The following is a 15,413-nucleotide window of genomic DNA, read 5'->3' on the forward strand; positions in this document are numbered from 1 at the left end:
CCTCCGTGAGATTGTTGTCAATGCTGAGTCAAATTTCCCCACATGTGCTGGACGGAAAGTCCTCAGTTTGAGTATTTGGTGACCAGCCTTGTCTGTGGGTCTAACTCTCCTTTTTGGGTGGCCTGCCGCGTCGTTTTGGTGGTGGAGGTGGAGCTATTGAAGCGTTAGCCCGTACGTGCTCTGGCATGAGGTCCGCATGGCTGCGCAACCGATAACTAGCACCTTCGATCTGGATGACGACGGCATGATGCAAAAGCCGATCGAGAAGGGCTGTGGCAATAACGCGATCACCAAAGATCTCACCCCATTCCGCAAAGCCACGGTTTGAGGTGAGGATCATGGATCCCTTTTCATATTTGGCATTGACGAGCTGGAAGAACAAGTTTGCTCCCCCATTGGTAATTGGCAGATAACCGATTTCATCGACGATTAGCAGTGAAGTTCGTGCAAAGAAGCGTAGTTTCTCAGTCAACCGCCCTTCTTTTTCAGCTTTTGCCAAGGCTTCGATGAGGTGAGCTAAAGCAATGCGATACACCCGTTTACCCGCTTTAACGGCTGCAACCCCAAGAGCAGTTGCCAGATGGCTCTTTCCTGTACCAGGTGGACCGAGAAAGTGTACCACTTCATTGCGAGTGATGAACTCCAGTTCGGCTAGAGCCATGATGCGATCCCTGTCCAGCGAGGGCTGGAAGGTAAAGTCGAAGCTTTCCAGTGTTTTTATCGGAGTAAGCCGCGCTGTCGTCAGGGCGACGCCGATACGGCGGCCCTCGCGTGTTGAATATTCTTCATTGAGCAGAGAATCCAGGGCCTCCAGTGCCGTGAGTTCCCCTTGTTCCAATTGGCTCAGCGTGTGGTCGAGCACCTCTAAAGCCCGCGGCATTTTTAAGCCTACCAGTGAAGACTGAATGCGTTTACTGAGCGAACTCATGGCTTACCTCCAGTACTGGCAAGTCGTTGGCCTACCGCTTCATAGAACTCCAGTGGGCGTTGGTTTACACCGCTGTGTTTGGTTGGCTCCGCAGCCAGACGACGGCGCTGTGTTGCCCGTGGAGGAGCCTTGCGATGGCATGGATCAACCCGGCGCTGGTTCTTTCCCTCCATGACCGGATGGGTGGCGATGAGCTGACCGTTTTCATAGATGCGCACCTCTTGCGGGTGATGCTGGACTTCGACCATCCGTTTCTTAACGGTGTCCGGCACTGAATAAAGATTACCTCCAACGGAGACCATGCCATCACGCGTGACCCGCCGCTCCACCAGTAAAACAGCATCATAAGGGTGCGCTGGCAAAGGGATCAGAGCGGGCTGTTCCTCTCCAAAGACCTCGCCCACCACACGGTTGGTGGTGGCATGAACACGGGCATTGGCAATTTCCTTGCACCAGCGTGTGAACTGGGCATTAAGATCGTCCAGATCGCGGAACGTACGACCAAGGAAGAAATCCTGCCGGATGTAACGAAATGGCCGCTCCACCTTGCCCTTGGTTTTGGCCCGGTAGGGCTGGCAGGCATCCGGCTGAGCGCCATAATGGTCCAGAAGAGCGACAAGAGCAGGATTAAAAAGAACAGTGCCATCTGGCTCCTCTCCCAGAACGGCTGTCTTCATGCGATCATACAGGACTTCCAGTGTCGCTCCGCCGAAGACCTCAAAGGCCGCGATATGACAACGCAGGACTGTCTCTAGTTTTTGATTGGCACAATAGCGCCCCCACAAAAACCGTGAATTACTCAGCACCATTGAAAACAAAAAGACTTTTCGCACCACATCTGGTTCACTGGTGAACTCCACCTGAAACTCAGCAAAATCTACCTGTGCCTGCTGGCCTGGTGCTGTCTCAAAGCGCCGTTCAAATGCATGCGGAGGAGCTGGACGGATCAGGCGAAGATATTCCGTTACAGTGGAGTAACCGCCCTTAAACCCCAGTGTCTTCAGCTCACGAAGCAAGCGCCGGGCAGATAGACCGGGAAACCGCTCCAGTCGCTCAAGTAAATAGCCTTTGTATTCCTCCAGTACACGCCCGTCACGCTGGCGGGGGCCGTAGACAGGAGCTTCAAGGCCTTGGTGTAAGTATTTGCTGACCGTCTTTCTATCCAGCCCGGCTTTGCGCGCTATGGCACTTACAGACAGTCCCTGCTGCTTCAAATTATGGATCATTACGATCTTCCCTAGATTGACCACTCCTCCACACCCCTTCTTTCCAACAGGAACGTAGAGGAGAGTTTGGCCAACTTTTGTTTGAAGGGGCATGCCCCTTCAAACAAAAGTCAAAGCTGAAAAAGTGGGGAATTTTCAACCAGCGCTTTTGGGGAGAATACATCCAGCACTGACAATTGTCCTGCAGAAACTGCATTCGCCAGCTGAAGGTGGCGCTATCAGAGTAGTGGTTTCCCACTTCCTCCCAGAACAAATCAAAGGCACCATCAATGCTGGTTGTGTCGCGCGGAGCCTTCACATCCTCGCGCAGTTGTTTTTCTACTTTCTTCGCTTGCCTTTTGGTGGTCGCGCCCGTGTTGCCGCAAAACCTACGACCTTTCCACTGGAAATCGTAGTGCCATTCGGGGTTTTTGTAGTGCCCGCTTTTGTCCTTAGGCCGGTAGACTGACATGGAGTGAACCTCGGTGTGATGAGATACTTGTAGAGAAATGGCAGGCTGTAAACCCGCCGTTTGCCGCGCTAGGTGAATTCAATATGTCCAAGATCGCCTTCACCTGAAAGTGCCTCTGCATCCACCTGAAAGATTTTGGCAGCCTCCTTGTGGCTGACTTGTAATTTTCCGTTCATGCGTTCTGGAGTGTGCACAGTGTCGCTTCGGCTGCAATGCGTTGATAGACCACGGGCAGGGGTCCGCTCGCACCTGACATGATCACCTCCCGCTGGCATACAAAAATTCCATCTCTTCCGCCCAGTCTGTGGCGGCTTTGTCTGGGCTTTGTGCCTTGAGGCTTGAGAGCCGTTGCACGGTGGAGCCGGCAACAGTGCGTCCGCTCAGGTGGTTGATCAACGTAGCTTCTGCCCCTTGCACCAGCTTGCGGTGCTGCGTCACCAGATTAGCCTGTTGCTTGTGGCTGAAGAGATAACCGGCTGCCTCATGAATGACGGTGCAAACACGGTCCACCACGGGCATATGATCGGCAGGGCGGGTGCTGGAAAGCTCCAGCCAGCCACGCGTGTTCTCATTCATGGTGAGCTGACGGTGCAACGTGCGGCGTAAGCGAAACACCATGGCGCGGCTGCGGGCGGGCTCTGGCATAAACCCTGCCACCAGTAAGTTGAACTGGGCCAGTATGACTGGTTGATTGGTGATGTTGGGCAACACCAGCTCGCGGGACAGCAGTAAGCCAACGGAGCGCCAATTGATATCTTGTGCGGTGCTGGCGCCATCCAGTGTGCTGCCATCGGGCAACGGCAAAATCGTATTCATGGAGCCTCCTTAACCGCGACTAAGTTTGTTCAGTGTTTGCTGGCAATCTGCCCAACCTTGCTTGTACAGCTCGCGCAAATCACGGATTTGCTTGGTGATCGCCGCGCCATCTTCTGGTTAGGAAATCAGAACCGCTTTCAGATCCTCTCGCTTAAGGGCGATAGCGCCAAAGCTGGGGCGATAATATCCAACAGTTTGTGAGCTTGATGTTCAGCCAGATGCACAACAGGCATCTGACCCGCCTTCAGTAACGGGCCGGTACGGTGAGAAATCAGGGTGAGGTGCGGTGTGTTCATGCTCTTCTTCAATGTTTTCGGAAAAATGGGCGTGGGCAGTGAGGAGGGAGGCTGCCCGCGCCTGATATCTGTCGCTCCGAGGGGAGTTAAGCGACAGGTTTGGGAGCTGATTGCTGCAATAGGAGTATTGAGAATGCGTCGTTTGCTGGCTCATCGACTGAATGTGCGTTGCTTTGTTTGATAATGGATGTTCCAGATCTCTCATGCTCACCCAGTTTTGCGAGAGGTGGCCGTTGTAAACGGAAAGCAACCGTGCCTGAGGCCCCTGATCTGCATGGATGGCAATTCCGGTAATTTCACCCGTGGTGCGGATGTGCCGGCAATAAACTTTGTCGCCTATCTTAAAATGCGGGATCGCCTTGCACAGATTGCGGTGTTTGCAGTTTGATGATCGTGGGTACGCCCATATTGCGCGGGTCCAGCTCTTCCAATTCACTGATCATTGTCTCAATTTTGGAGAGCTTGACCTGATAAGCGAGTGGGAGCAGTCTTGGATGCAATGTGCTTTGGCATCAATGGATACACTTTCTGTGCGTCTGCAGAGTTTTTGGGTCCAGGAGCTGCGAAAACTAAGCGAGAGTTTGGCTCATGTTCTACAGGCGCACCTCTTCAAGAGCTGTCCTCTGTGCGGGTGGTTTGATGAGGCTTCATTCCTTCAGTCAAATGCCTACGTCCCTAATTCTATTATTCTATTTTATACTATGGGTTTAGGGAGGGGTTTACTCCGCCACATCAAAAAGCCTTATGTCCCCTAGGTTGATGATCTACAAAGCGGAACCATGTTTGACGGGTAGGTAGCATCTACAGGCCAATTTGAACCCAACTCCGTTGTGTCTGCGTTCCGAGTTCAACGAAACAACTCTCCCTCAGGTTGAAACAAGCTTATATTCCACCGGAAATCTGTGCAGGGTTTCACCCACACATGGCGGGCACTGAGCGGGAATCGGCGACCACCAGTTTATTCGGCAGAACTCGCATCTGATCATAGGGCGTCGTGAAAACGGTATTCCACTTGAGCAACCCTCCAAGATCAGGCACTGCAAACAGCCTCTTCCGTCCCGTAGTTATGATACCCAGATCAAGTTCCATCACCAGAGCATGCTTCTGGTCAGACGTATGAATGAAGTTAGGGATGTCCGCGAGCATCACACCCCAAACGACCTAGGCACGGAGCAATCAGCTCATGGCCTAGCTCCAGACAAAGATGTATCCGGGACAAGGGCGAGGCATTCACGACTAAAATCACCAATAATTGCTAGAACTCCAAATCGTCTGCCGTCGGTAAAGGCATCACTTACAAAATCAAGGCTCCAGCGTTCATTAGCACGGCTGGGAACCGTCATTGGCCGGCGTGTGCCGAGGGCTCGTTTTCGTCCACCACGTTTGCGAACCTGTAGGCCTTCCTCGCGATATAACCGACGCAGCTTCTTCAAGTTCATCGTAATTCCCTCGCGTTGGAGCATGACATGGACCCGACGGTAGCCAAACCGGCGGCGTTCAAAAGCGACTTTCTTCATAGCCACGCGCAAGGGAGCATCGTCAGCGCGAACGCGTTTGTAACGCACGCTAGAACGATCAACATTCAAAACAGAACAGGCCCGCCGTTCACTCACGTCATGGGTTTTGCAAAGAAAAGCAACTGCTTGGCGTGCCCCGCCGGACCCTACCACTTTTTTCCATTAACGTCGCGCAGCATGGCATTATCCAGCATTGCTTCTGCCAATAACCTTTTCAACTTGGAGTTCTCATCTTCAAGAGCCCGTAGTTTACGGGCATCTGAAACGTCCAACCCGCCACACTTAGCCTTATATTTATAAAACAAGGTCGTACTGATCCCGTGCTTTCGGCAAACTTCTGCCGTGGGAACCCCGCTTTCCTGCTCTTTAATCATCCCAATGATCTGTTCTTCCGTAAAACGCAAACGCTTCATATCCTCACCTCATCTGCATGGTGAATCCTACTACAAACTGGAGGAGTTTATGGGGGCAGGTCACAGCCGCCAATCGAGATTTACACGCTGTTTCGAAAAGCGAGGAGTAGAAGCTTCGTTCCCACAGGCTTGAGGTGATCATATCGATCCCCTGATCCCTCAAGATTTCTTCGATATTTGTGTGCTGCTTGGACCTAACTGCCCGCGTCATGGTGAAGATCACCGCATGCGGGATCGTTCAGTCCAGCGCCTCTTCCCGGGACTATACATCTAAGGAACTTATCACGGCGCTCAGAATTAAACTGATGCGGTGTCCAGCTACTCGATTGATAACTGAAAAGCTGACCTCGTATGCTGGCCATTCGGGCGTGGGCAATATCGCCTTTAGTATTGGTGATATTACTAATACACAACCTCTGATATATTTAATACAATCGATTACATTCTTCAGGGAGGAAGAGATGAGATCGAAATATATTGCTGTGCTTCTGGCGTCTGCCGCTATGGTTGGCTCTGCTTTTTCTGTGTCAGCCGCCGATTATAAGATCGGCCTCTCCAACGGTTGGGTTGGTAGTGAGTGGCGTACTCAAATGATTGCCGAAGCCGAGGAAATGGCCAAAGAGTGGGCTGATCACGGCGTCGACGTGGAAGTTGTTGTACAAAGCGCCAACGTTGATGTTCCGGGCCAGGTTGCCCACATTCGTAACTTCATCAATGAAGGCGTAGATGCCATCATTATTAACCCGAACAGCCCTACGGCTTTCAATCCTGTGTTTGCGCAGGCAAAAGCACGCGGTATTCTGGTTATCTCCACTGACGCTGAAGTTTCTTCGCAAGATGCCATGTACGTGGGCATCAACCATACCGCCTATGCAGCTGGAACCGCTCGTTGGTTGGCCGAAACCCTTGGCGGCAAAGGCTCTGTAGTCGCCATCAATGGCGTTGCAGGCCACCCTGCAAATGAAATGCGGGTTGAAGGCTACCGCGCTGTTTTTGACGAATACCCTGATCTCAAGATCGTGAACGAAGTTAACGGCAACTGGGAGCAGGCACAGGGCCAGCAAGTCACACAGAATATTCTTGCAACCTACCCTGATATCTCTGGCATCTGGGTGCAGGATGGCATGGCTGCAGGCGCTTGGCGCTCGATTGCAGATGCGGGTCGTATTGAAGATATCGCCGCCACCGGCGAAATCCGTAAGGACTTCCTCGACCTTTGGGTTGAGAATAAATACACCTCCGCAGCCGCTGTGAACCCTCCGGGAGTTATGGCAAGCGCGCTTAATGTGGCAGTAAATCTGTTGCAGGGTAAAGAATTAAAAGAGCCTGCTCACGACGGAAAATACGGCAATGCTATATATCTGCCAATTTCGCTTATTGATGAAAGCAATGTTGCGAAAGTTCACGTAGAGCTGGAAGGAAAGCCTGGTTACTATTCTTACACCAGCGCTCTATCCATTGAAGAGGCAGCTTCCCTCTTTAAGTAATAGCTACAAGAGGATGTGGAGTTACCGATTCCACATCCTCTTAACAGGTCGCCGGAATCTCATGCAAAAACTAGTCTTGAAGAACGTAAGCAAGTCTTACGGCCCAACATGTGCGTTCAAAAATGGATATTTTGCCCTAGAGGCAGGGGAGGTTCATGCTCTCATGGGAACGAACGGTTCCGGCAAAAGCACACTGTGCAAGATAGTTGCTGGCAGCGTGAAACCCGATAGTGGCACTGTTTCACTGAACGGAAAACCTGTTACTATTACCGGTCCGCAGGATGCGCGCACGCTTGGAATTGGTATATTTTATCAAGAGCTTAGTCTGGCAATTAACCGCAGTGTAGCGGAAAATATTTTCATATCACAGCTTCCCCTCAAGTATGGCGTGATTATTGACCAAGGCAAACTTAAGGAAAAGGCAGAGCACTACATAAAGCTTGTCCGCGATGTAGCAGGAGAAGGTTTTGAAGCAGACGCTGTTGTTGGCGACCTGCGTGCGGACCAGAAACAACTTGTTGAGATACTGAAGGCGCTTGCAACTGAGGCTGATGTTCTCATTTTTGACGAACCGACCTCCGCGCTGGACCGGTCACAGGTGAAATGCTTTTTCGACATTCTGCGAGATCTGAAAGCAAAAGGTCGTGCGATGATAATGATCTCGCACCGAATGGACGAAATTTTTGAGGTCAGTGATCGTCTTACAATAATTCGCGATGGAGCAATTGTTGGAACGCGTCTGAAGGGAGAGACAACCCCAAAAGCCATCGTTGAACTGATGGTTGGCGAGCAGGTTAACCTTACTTCGGAGCAACAGACAGACCAGCCGAAGGCGCAGATACCGAGCGGCGAAACGCTGCTGAAAGTTTCCGGCCTGAGTGGTAAGGGGTTCAAAGATGTTAGCTTTAGCCTGAAGGCCCATGAGATTGTGGGGTTTGGTGGCTTACATGGCCAAGGACAATCCTCAGTCCTAAGAGCGCTCTTTGGCGCCAACGCCATTACAGAAGGTGGAGTGGAGTTGAAAGGCTGCCCTTATACAGGCCAAACTCCCCGCGCTGGTATCGCCGCTGGCTGTGCCTACGTTTCCGGAGACCGTGTTCGCGATGGTGTTATTCAGGGACGCAGCATACTTGAAAACACAGTGCCAGTTCACGCATTCCGGCAAAGCTTGGTGTTGTCATCACGATCACGCCTTTCGCCCAGGGCAAAGACTGCTCTGGCGAAACTGACTACGAAGTATGAATCGATACTAAATTCGATTAACTCACTTTCCGGCGGCAACCAACAAAAGGTGGTTATTGCCCGATGGCTCATTGACCAACCTGACATCCTACTGCTGGACGACCCGACCAAAGGTATCGACCTTTCTGCCAAATCTGATCTGTTCGCATTGATCCGCGAACTGGCTGCTGATGGCCTAGCTATTATACTTTACTCCTCCGAAGATGCGGAGCTCTTGAATAACTCGGACCGAATTCTAGTCTTCAACGGAGGCTCTATATCCCGTGAGCTTGCTGGCGAGGGCCGAACCCGCTTTAACCTCTATGATGCAGCTTATGAGGTAGCCTCATGATCACCCAGACCTCTCAACGCTTTGCGCCTCTTGTCCGTTTCAAGCAGGCGTGTGCTTCATATCCGTTTCTGCCGGCGCTCATTATCCTGATGCTGTTGTTTGCACTCAATGGGATGTTCAACGCCAACAGCGTGTCCTTCAATGGTATTTCCGGCCTATTCAGTACATATTTGGCGCTGATGTTCCTTGCTGTTGGGCAGACTTTTGTTGTCTATGCAGGAGACATTGACCTTTCTGCTGGCACAATCTTGTCGCTGGTTAACGTGGTCATCATTACTTTAATGAACCAGATGGGTGGCGATGGTGCTTCGTCCCTTGCTATCATGGGAGTTGGAGTACTGGTCGGCGCAGTCTGCGGCCTTTTTAATGGTGTATTGATTGCTGGCCTCCGATTGCAGGCGATTGTGGCAACTTTCGCGACCTCCATTTTCTTTACAGGCATAGCCCTTTATGTCCTGCCGGTTGCAGGAATGCCTGCGCCGATGATTTTCTGGCAGACCTATTTCGGTTCAATCCTCGGTATTCCGTTTGTTTTTTACGTGGTTGCCATGCTCTGCCTACTCATCTTCCTCGTATCCAGAACGCAGATTGTTCTGCGGCTTCTGGCCGTGGGTGACGATAAGCAGGCGACCTTCCAATCAGGTCTACCGGTAACGGCGACCCGCATCGGCGGTTATGTGTTATGCGGAATTTTTGCCAGCTTTGCTGCCTTCTGCCTAACTGGCGACACTGCAAGTGGTGACCCGCTTGTTGGCGCGGCTATGACGCTTTCCTCCGTCGCTGCGGTGGTGCTTGGCGGCTCCATGCTTTCAGGTGGTTTCGGCACAATGCTCGGGTCCCTTTTTGGGGCACTGACCATCGGCCTTATCGGCAGTCTCGTTTATTTCGCTGGCACTCCAGCATCCTGGCAAAATCTCGTGCAGGGCCTTGCCATTCTCGCCGCTTTGATGATCGGCATTCTAATCAGTCGGAGGAGTTAAGATGTTCGGTGTGACAATCCAATCTACGCTGATTTTTCTAAAACAACCGCTGGCAGTGGCATTCGCCTTAATCCTTGTTCTGCTTGCCCTTGGCGAGTTACTTTCCCCTGGGTTTACCTCGATAGAGCAGATCATTCGGCTGCTGATTGTAGCTTCCCTTTTAGGAATTGTATCTGCCGGACAGAACCTTGTTATTCTGGGGGGACGTGAAGGGATCGACCTTTCTATTGGCGCAATCGTGTCGCTTACCGTGATCGTCGCGGGGAATCTAATGGATGGTGCCAATGCCAACATTCCGCTGGCTATTGTCGCTACCATCGCGACTGGTGCCTTTTTCGGTCTGCTCAACGGCGTAGGCGTGACACTGCTGCGCATACCGCCTTTGGTCATGACCCTTGGTATGCTGGGTGTTATTCAGGGGCTTCTGGTGCTGATCCGTCAAGGTGTTCCTTCCGGCGTTGCTGCCCCTATGCTCGCCAACTTCGTATCCAAGCCATTTCTGTTTGGTCTGCCCGGAATACTCTGGCTCTGGCTTGCTGTTGGTCTCTTTATGTCGTGGCTGCTCAAAAATACCGTTTTTGGTCAACGTATCTACGCTATTGGGTCCAACGAGCATGCCTCCTATATGGCTGGCATTCCGGTAAAGGTGGTTCGTATCGCCGTTTACACATGCGCTGGCATCTTTGCTGCAATTGCTGGTATTTGCCTGCTTGGTTACTCGGGTGCCTCATTCGCCAACGTTGGCGATCAGTACATGCTTACCTCAATCATCGCCGTGGTCTTTGGCGGAACATCGCTTGCAGGCGGCAAGGGCGAGTATACAGGCACAATGCTTGGTGCCATATTGCTCGTTATTTTGCAAAGCATCCTCACGACAATAAATATCGACGAATTTGGTCGCCAGATAATCTTTGGCGGCACTCTCCTCGTGCTGATGGTGTTCTATGGTCGCGGCAAAGGGCTTCGCGCATGACAAAACCAGCTACTCTCAAAGATATAGCAGAGTGTCTTGGTATTTCGACGGCAACAGTGTCGAGGGGATTGGCAGGCGATAAAAGAGTCACTTTTCAAACCCAGGAGCGCGTAAAGCAGGCTGCAAAAAAGCTGAATTACCGCGCCAATGCTATAGCCCGTTCGTTGCGCACCAAGAAAACTGGTGTTGTACTTCTAGTAGTTAAAGACATCAAGAACCCCTTTTACCTCGACGTTATGGTAGGTGTTGAAACAGCAGCAAGATCAGCTGGTTACAGTGTCATGATGTGCAACTGCGAGAACGACAGTTCGCTTGTTACATGCTACTTCGAAATGCTCAAGGATGGACGGGCCGACGGCATGTTGTTGATGACAGGGCGCATCCCTGAAGACGTCGTGAATGATCCGTTGTTTGCCAAGATGCCAGTGGTTGTCGCTCTGGAAGCGGTTGAAGGACACACTCTGCCTCATGTGCTGGTAGACAACGTACAAGCGGCTAAGGATGCTGTTGGACATCTGATAAAACTGGGACACACCCGCATCGCGCATGTGGGGGGACCTCGGCAAGAGTGGATGAGTGACCGACGACTTGAGGGCTACCGCGGCGCAATGGTGAAAGCCGGACTACCCATTTTCCCGGGCTATGAGGAAAGGGGAACGTTTGAGCTGCATTCGGCACAAGAACCCTGCCGCCGCTTGATGAAGCTAAAGAACCCGCCGACTGCAATATTTTTTGCCAACGATGAAATGGCGGTTGGCTCTTTTCAAGTCTTTAAAGAACTGGGTTACCGCATCCCACAGGATATCTCCCTTATAGGGTTCGATAACCTCTTCTGGTGTGAGGTTTCCGACCCTCCTCTCACCACAATCAGCCAGCCCCGCACCAAAGTGGGGCAGGAAGCCTTCCAGCTCCTACTTTCTACCATGTCGGGAGAGAAACCACAGGCAGAACCTATTGTTCTGCCAACAGAATTATATCTACGGAAATCAACAGCCGTGCCAGCAGACAAAAAACAATCGGGAGAGAACTAAATGACTTCGCTGCAAAAAAAAAGCGTCTTCGTGTGGGCTTTATCGGAAGTGGCTTTATTGCCGAGTTCCATCTGAAATCTATGATCAACGTTCGCAATGTAGATGTGACCGCCGTCTTTGGTCTTGACCCGGAAAGATGTCGTCGCTTTTCCAGTCTGGTTACGGAACTTGGCCTTGGTGATTGTACAGCCTATTCAACGCTTGAGGATCTGTTGGGGGCAGATGATGTGGATGCCGTCTGGCTTTTGACGCCGAACCATACCCGCCTTGAGGTGATGAAAGTCATTCATAAAGAGATCCTGGAGGGGCGCTCCAAGGTCTTTTCCATCGCCTGCGAAAAACCGCTTGCTCGCACTATTGGCGAAGCGCGCGAGATGGTTCGCTTGGCAGAAGAGGCCAGCCTCAACCACGGCTATCTTGAAAATCAGGTTTTTTGTACGCCCGTCCTACGCGGCAAGGAAATTATCTGGCGCCGTGCCGCATCCACCACAGGTCGCCCCTACCTCGCCCGTGCAGCGGAAGAGCATTCCGGGCCGCACAGCCCCTGGTTCTGGCAGGGAGATAAGCAGGGCGGCGGTGTGCTCTCCGATATGATGTGCCATTCGGTGGAAGTTGCCCGCCACCTGCTGACTGAGCCGGGCGCTGACCGTAAATCCCTCCGCGTAAAAGAAGTCAACGGCAGCACGGCAAACCTGAAGTGGGTTCGTAAGCACTATGCAGATAAGCTGATTGAGCAATATGGACCGAGTGCAAATTACCACGAGCGCCCATCTGAAGATTTTGCCCGTGGGACGGTTCTTCTGGAAGATCAGGACGGCAACGAGGTTGTAATTGAAGCAACCACCTCATGGGCCTATGTGGGTGCAGGCCTGCGTATTCAACTTGAGCTCCTTGGTCCTGAATATTCCATGGAATTTAATTCCCTTAATACTGGTTTGAAAATCTTCATGTCCCGCGAGGTTAGTGGATCGGAGGGCCACGATCTGGTTGAAAAACAAAACGCGGAACAAGGCTTGATGCCGGTATTGGAAGATGAGCCGGGCGTTTACGGCTATACGGACGAAAACCGCCACATGGTTGAATGCTTCCGCAAAGGAGAAACACCCCTTGAGACATTTGAGGATGGGTTGGCTGTTGTCGAAATCCTCATGGGCCTTTACCGCTCTGCCGAGATTGGCGCGACCGTCAAGTTCCCTATCGAGGACCTGACGAACTATGTACCACCGGTTGCCCGTGTGAACGCATAATCCGCCTGAGCGAAGGGAGTAGGAGGTATCCAGCTTCCTTTGCTTGGATTAAACTTATGTAAAAGTAAAGGGCCAGTGGTATATCTATAGCAGGCGGTAGACAAGTTTGCCGCAACCTTAAATTTCATGCTCTTTAACACAGCGTGATAGTAAATCGGGCCGACAATTCTTTAAGAAATCCATCGGAACAAACGGTACATCAGACAGGCATTGCCAAGTTGTTTGAGTGTGCGTCGGCAGAGTTTTTGGGTCCAGGAGCTGGAAAAACTAAGCGAGAGTTTTGCTCATCTGGTTGGTTTGATTATGCGACGTGTTGCCTGTGATGCAAGCGGCGCATTTCGAGTGTCTTTCGTTTGATCCCTTCCTTTTGTTTTAGAATAGCTTTGTCGCGCTGTCTGACATCAGCACCTATGGGTCCAAATAGCCGTATTTGATAAGAGAGTGTTTTTGGCTCATTGTAACCACTGAGGAGTGGGACATGAGACAGACAACAGGAACACGCAATAATCCTGGTGAGAAGATCATCAAGGATATTAAACGCGCCACCCGCAAACACTATTCATCCGAAGAGAAGATCAGGATCGTGCTGGATGGGCTGCGCGGTGAAGACAGCATTGCTGAGCTGTGCCGTCGTGAGGGTCTCTCCCAAGGTATCTATTACAAATGGTCGAAGGACTTCATGGAAGCAGGTAAACGCCGGTTGTCCGGGGACACAGCGCGTGCTGCCAGACCCAATGAGGTCAAGGATCTGCGCCGCCAAACCCGTGATCTGAAGGAGGTCGTTGCTGAGCAAACGCTTGAACTCCGGTTGCTCAAAAAAAGCATGATCGGGGATGGGGACGACCCAGAATGAGGTATGCCGCATCAGAAAAGCTTGAAATTATCCAGCTAGTTGAGAGTTCCCATTTGTCAGCGCGGCAAACACTGGCCAAGCTGGGCATTCCCCGAACCACATTTTACCGCTGGTATGACCGGTATCTGCAGCGTGGTGAAGCTGGGCTGGAGGATCGATCCCCCCAAGCCAAAACACGTCTGGAACCGCATCCCTGACGAGGTAAGGCGCAAGATCGTCAAGCTGGCTTTGAAAGAGACGGAGCTATCGCCTCGGGAATTGGCGGTTACGTTCACTGATCGGGAAAAGTATTTTGTATCAGAGGCTTCTGTCTACCGCGTATTGAAGGCACACGACCTGATCACCAGCCCCGCCTTCATCGTCATCAAGGCAGCGAGTGAGTTCAAAGACAAAACGACAGCCATCAATCAGCTCTGGCAAACGGACTTCACCTATCTCAAGGTTCTCAGTTGGGGGTGGTATTATCTCAGCACGATCCTGGACGACTACAGCCGCTATATCATTGCGTGGAAGCTCTGCACCAACATGAGGGCTGAAGATGTGACCGACACATTGGATCTGGCGTTGCAGGCATCAGGTTGCGACTAGGTTCACGTTGCCCACAAACCCCGGTTACTAAGCGATAATGGCTCCAGCTACGTCTCTGGTGATCTGGCAGAATGGTTACAGGGTAAAGGTATGAAGCACACGCGCGGCGCACCCTATCACCCCCAAACCCAAGGAAAGATCGAAAGGTGGCATCAAACTCTGAAGAACCGGATTCTGTTGGAAAACTATTTCCTACCCGGTGATCTTGAAGCGCAAATTGAAGCCTTCGTCGATCATTACAACCATCAGCGATACCACGAGAGCATCAACAATGTTACACCCGCCGACGTCTACTTCGGGCGCGACAAAGCTATTCTAAAACAAAGGGAAGGGATCAAACGAAAAACGCTCGAAATGCGCCGCTTGCATCACAGGCAACACGTCGCATAATCAAACCAACCAGATGAGCAAAACTCTCGCTTAGTTTTTCCAGCTCCTGGACCCAAAAACTCTGCCGACGCACAGTGCAACAGTCCAAAGTGGGCAAACCTTTTCAAGGGTCGGGAATAAAACTGAACAAGGCTTTAGGGTCGAGACCTATAAGTTCACCGGCAATAACCCTGTTCAAACCGCTAACATTTCTCATGATGTTATTGTGGTCGAAGAGTAATATCCCGCACTTTTTCTAAGTGTAATTGACGCTTGTAAATTCAACTTCTGATCTGTGATGAAACTTGGCTCCCTGCGTGGAGCCTTTTTTGTGAGGTGATTATGGGATGGGTACCAGACTTAGAATCTCAAGAAATGTTGCAGGAGTCGGGCTTTGATCCGGAGGGGCTTGATGGTGATTGGGGCAAGCTTCCTGAGGGGGCATTTCACAATCCAAGCATCATTGACTGGGCAAAGAAACTGGGCATTGGGTATGGGGCGGATGAGACACCATAGTGTGGCTTGTTCGTTGCTCACTGTATGAGCCATGCGAGTGATAAGCAGCCTTCCAATCCATTGGTGGGGGCAAGGCAATGGGCGAGCTATGGCGTTCGCTTAGATAAGCCGGCTCCCGGTTCCATCCTTGTTTTCTGGCGTGGCAGTCG

At 51.6% G+C, this 15,413-nt stretch carries 14 protein-coding genes and 2 pseudogenes; 9 read left to right on the top strand and 7 right to left on the bottom strand.

The features are described 5' to 3' along the window. Positions 1 to 100: 100 nt before the first annotated feature. Together istB and istA are read right to left on the bottom strand one after the other, a co-directional pair. Positions 101 to 928 (bottom strand): IS21-like element helper ATPase IstB, encoded by an 828-nt coding sequence (istB, locus tag BLS62_RS11325; protein ID WP_093175407.1) that lies wholly within the window; start codon positions 926 to 928, stop codon positions 101 to 103. After that, positions 925 to 2,178, bottom strand: a complete 1,254-nt coding sequence (gene istA / locus BLS62_RS11330; RefSeq protein WP_093176930.1) for an IS21 family transposase — start codon at positions 2,176 to 2,178, stop codon at positions 925 to 927. Before istA ends, istB begins: the two co-directional genes overlap by 4 nt. Before the next feature lie 67 nt (positions 2,179 to 2,245). Between istA and BLS62_RS11335 the strand changes: the two genes are divergently transcribed. Beyond that, complete coding sequence (locus BLS62_RS11335) at positions 2,246 to 2,602, top strand: hypothetical protein (RefSeq protein ID WP_093180668.1); 357 nt, start codon at positions 2,246 to 2,248, stop codon at positions 2,600 to 2,602. Between the two features lie 71 nt (positions 2,603 to 2,673). On the opposite strand, the gene BLS62_RS30755 is transcribed toward BLS62_RS11335, so the two are convergent. From BLS62_RS30755 to BLS62_RS32170, 5 genes and pseudogenes are all read right to left on the bottom strand, one after another. Then, positions 2,674 to 2,880: a hypothetical protein gene (locus BLS62_RS30755; protein ID WP_143521545.1), complete on the bottom strand. Its 207-nt coding sequence runs from the start codon at positions 2,878 to 2,880 to the stop codon at positions 2,674 to 2,676. Next, entirely contained in the window at positions 2,864 to 3,421 is a 558-nt protein-coding gene (locus BLS62_RS11340; RefSeq protein WP_093180670.1) for a hypothetical protein, read from the bottom strand. Before BLS62_RS11340 ends, BLS62_RS30755 begins: the two co-directional genes overlap by 17 nt. A gap of 210 nt (positions 3,422 to 3,631) precedes the next feature. Further along, positions 3,632 to 4,153, bottom strand: a complete 522-nt coding sequence (locus BLS62_RS30760) for a hypothetical protein (protein ID WP_143521546.1) — start codon at positions 4,151 to 4,153, stop codon at positions 3,632 to 3,634. Between the two features lie 476 nt (positions 4,154 to 4,629). Next, on the bottom strand, positions 4,630 to 4,863 hold the full coding sequence (locus tag BLS62_RS11355) for a hypothetical protein (protein ID WP_093180676.1): 234 nt from the start codon (positions 4,861 to 4,863) through the stop codon (positions 4,630 to 4,632). A 41-nt stretch (positions 4,864 to 4,904) separates the two neighbouring features. After that, positions 4,905 to 5,647, bottom strand: a pseudogene (locus BLS62_RS32170) (transposase); the annotation flags it as partial. A 503-nt stretch (positions 5,648 to 6,150) separates the two neighbouring features. Between BLS62_RS32170 and BLS62_RS11370 the strand changes: the two are divergent. The 8 genes and pseudogenes from BLS62_RS11370 (at position 6,151) to BLS62_RS31035 (ending at position 15,264) form a co-directional block, all read left to right on the top strand. Further along, a complete protein-coding gene (locus BLS62_RS11370; protein WP_244283636.1) occupies positions 6,151 to 7,134 on the top strand; it encodes an ABC transporter substrate-binding protein in 984 nt (327 codons plus the stop codon). Between the two features lie 61 nt (positions 7,135 to 7,195). Continuing rightward, positions 7,196 to 8,707, top strand: a complete 1,512-nt coding sequence (locus BLS62_RS11375) for a sugar ABC transporter ATP-binding protein (protein ID WP_093180684.1) — start codon at positions 7,196 to 7,198, stop codon at positions 8,705 to 8,707. Between the two features lie 89 nt (positions 8,708 to 8,796). Continuing rightward, complete coding sequence (locus BLS62_RS11380) at positions 8,797 to 9,687, top strand: ABC transporter permease (protein WP_244283637.1); 891 nt, start codon at positions 8,797 to 8,799, stop codon at positions 9,685 to 9,687. A gap of 16 nt (positions 9,688 to 9,703) precedes the next feature. Continuing rightward, positions 9,704 to 10,660: an ABC transporter permease gene (locus BLS62_RS11385; protein WP_093188784.1), complete on the top strand. Its 957-nt coding sequence runs from the start codon at positions 9,704 to 9,706 to the stop codon at positions 10,658 to 10,660. Beyond that, positions 10,657 to 11,691 carry a LacI family DNA-binding transcriptional regulator gene (locus tag BLS62_RS11390; protein WP_093180688.1) on the top strand — a complete coding sequence of 345 codons (1,035 nt, stop codon included), beginning with the start codon at positions 10,657 to 10,659 and terminating at the stop codon, positions 11,689 to 11,691. The genes BLS62_RS11385 and BLS62_RS11390 overlap by 4 nt, the downstream gene beginning before the upstream one ends. Continuing rightward, positions 11,676 to 12,938 (top strand): Gfo/Idh/MocA family protein, encoded by a 1,263-nt coding sequence (locus tag BLS62_RS11395; RefSeq protein ID WP_093180690.1) that lies wholly within the window; start codon positions 11,676 to 11,678, stop codon positions 12,936 to 12,938. The genes BLS62_RS11390 and BLS62_RS11395 overlap by 16 nt, the downstream gene beginning before the upstream one ends. A gap of 478 nt (positions 12,939 to 13,416) precedes the next feature. Next, positions 13,417 to 14,769: pseudogene (locus BLS62_RS11400) on the top strand (IS3 family transposase). Positions 14,770 to 15,090: 321 nt separating this feature from the next. Continuing rightward, positions 15,091 to 15,264, top strand: coding sequence for a hypothetical protein (locus tag BLS62_RS31035; RefSeq protein WP_159436527.1), 174 nt, complete (start codon positions 15,091 to 15,093; stop codon positions 15,262 to 15,264). The last annotated feature ends 149 nt before the right edge of the window (positions 15,265 to 15,413 follow it).

Source organism: Pseudovibrio sp. Tun.PSC04-5.I4 (assembly GCF_900104145.1).
Taxonomy (GTDB): Bacteria; Pseudomonadota; Alphaproteobacteria; order Rhizobiales; family Stappiaceae; genus Pseudovibrio.

Coding starts and splice junctions, on each gene's coding strand:
- istB (WP_093175407.1), bottom strand. CDS start 928: ATGAGTTCGCTCAGTAAACGCATTCAGTCTTCACTGGTAGGCTTAAAA.
- BLS62_RS11335 (WP_093180668.1), top strand. CDS start 2,246: ATGCCCCTTCAAACAAAAGTCAAAGCTGAAAAAGTGGGGAATTTTCAA.
- BLS62_RS30755 (WP_143521545.1), bottom strand. CDS start 2,880: ATGCCAGCGGGAGGTGATCATGTCAGGTGCGAGCGGACCCCTGCCCGT.
- BLS62_RS11340 (WP_093180670.1), bottom strand. CDS start 3,421: ATGAATACGATTTTGCCGTTGCCCGATGGCAGCACACTGGATGGCGCC.
- BLS62_RS11355 (WP_093180676.1), bottom strand. CDS start 4,863: ATGCTCGCGGACATCCCTAACTTCATTCATACGTCTGACCAGAAGCAT.
- BLS62_RS11370 (WP_244283636.1), top strand. CDS start 6,151: ATGGTTGGCTCTGCTTTTTCTGTGTCAGCCGCCGATTATAAGATCGGC.
- BLS62_RS11375 (WP_093180684.1), top strand. CDS start 7,196: ATGCAAAAACTAGTCTTGAAGAACGTAAGCAAGTCTTACGGCCCAACA.
- BLS62_RS11380 (WP_244283637.1), top strand. CDS start 8,797: ATGCTGTTGTTTGCACTCAATGGGATGTTCAACGCCAACAGCGTGTCC.
- BLS62_RS11390 (WP_093180688.1), top strand. CDS start 10,657: ATGACAAAACCAGCTACTCTCAAAGATATAGCAGAGTGTCTTGGTATT.
- BLS62_RS31035 (WP_159436527.1), top strand. CDS start 15,091: ATGGGATGGGTACCAGACTTAGAATCTCAAGAAATGTTGCAGGAGTCG.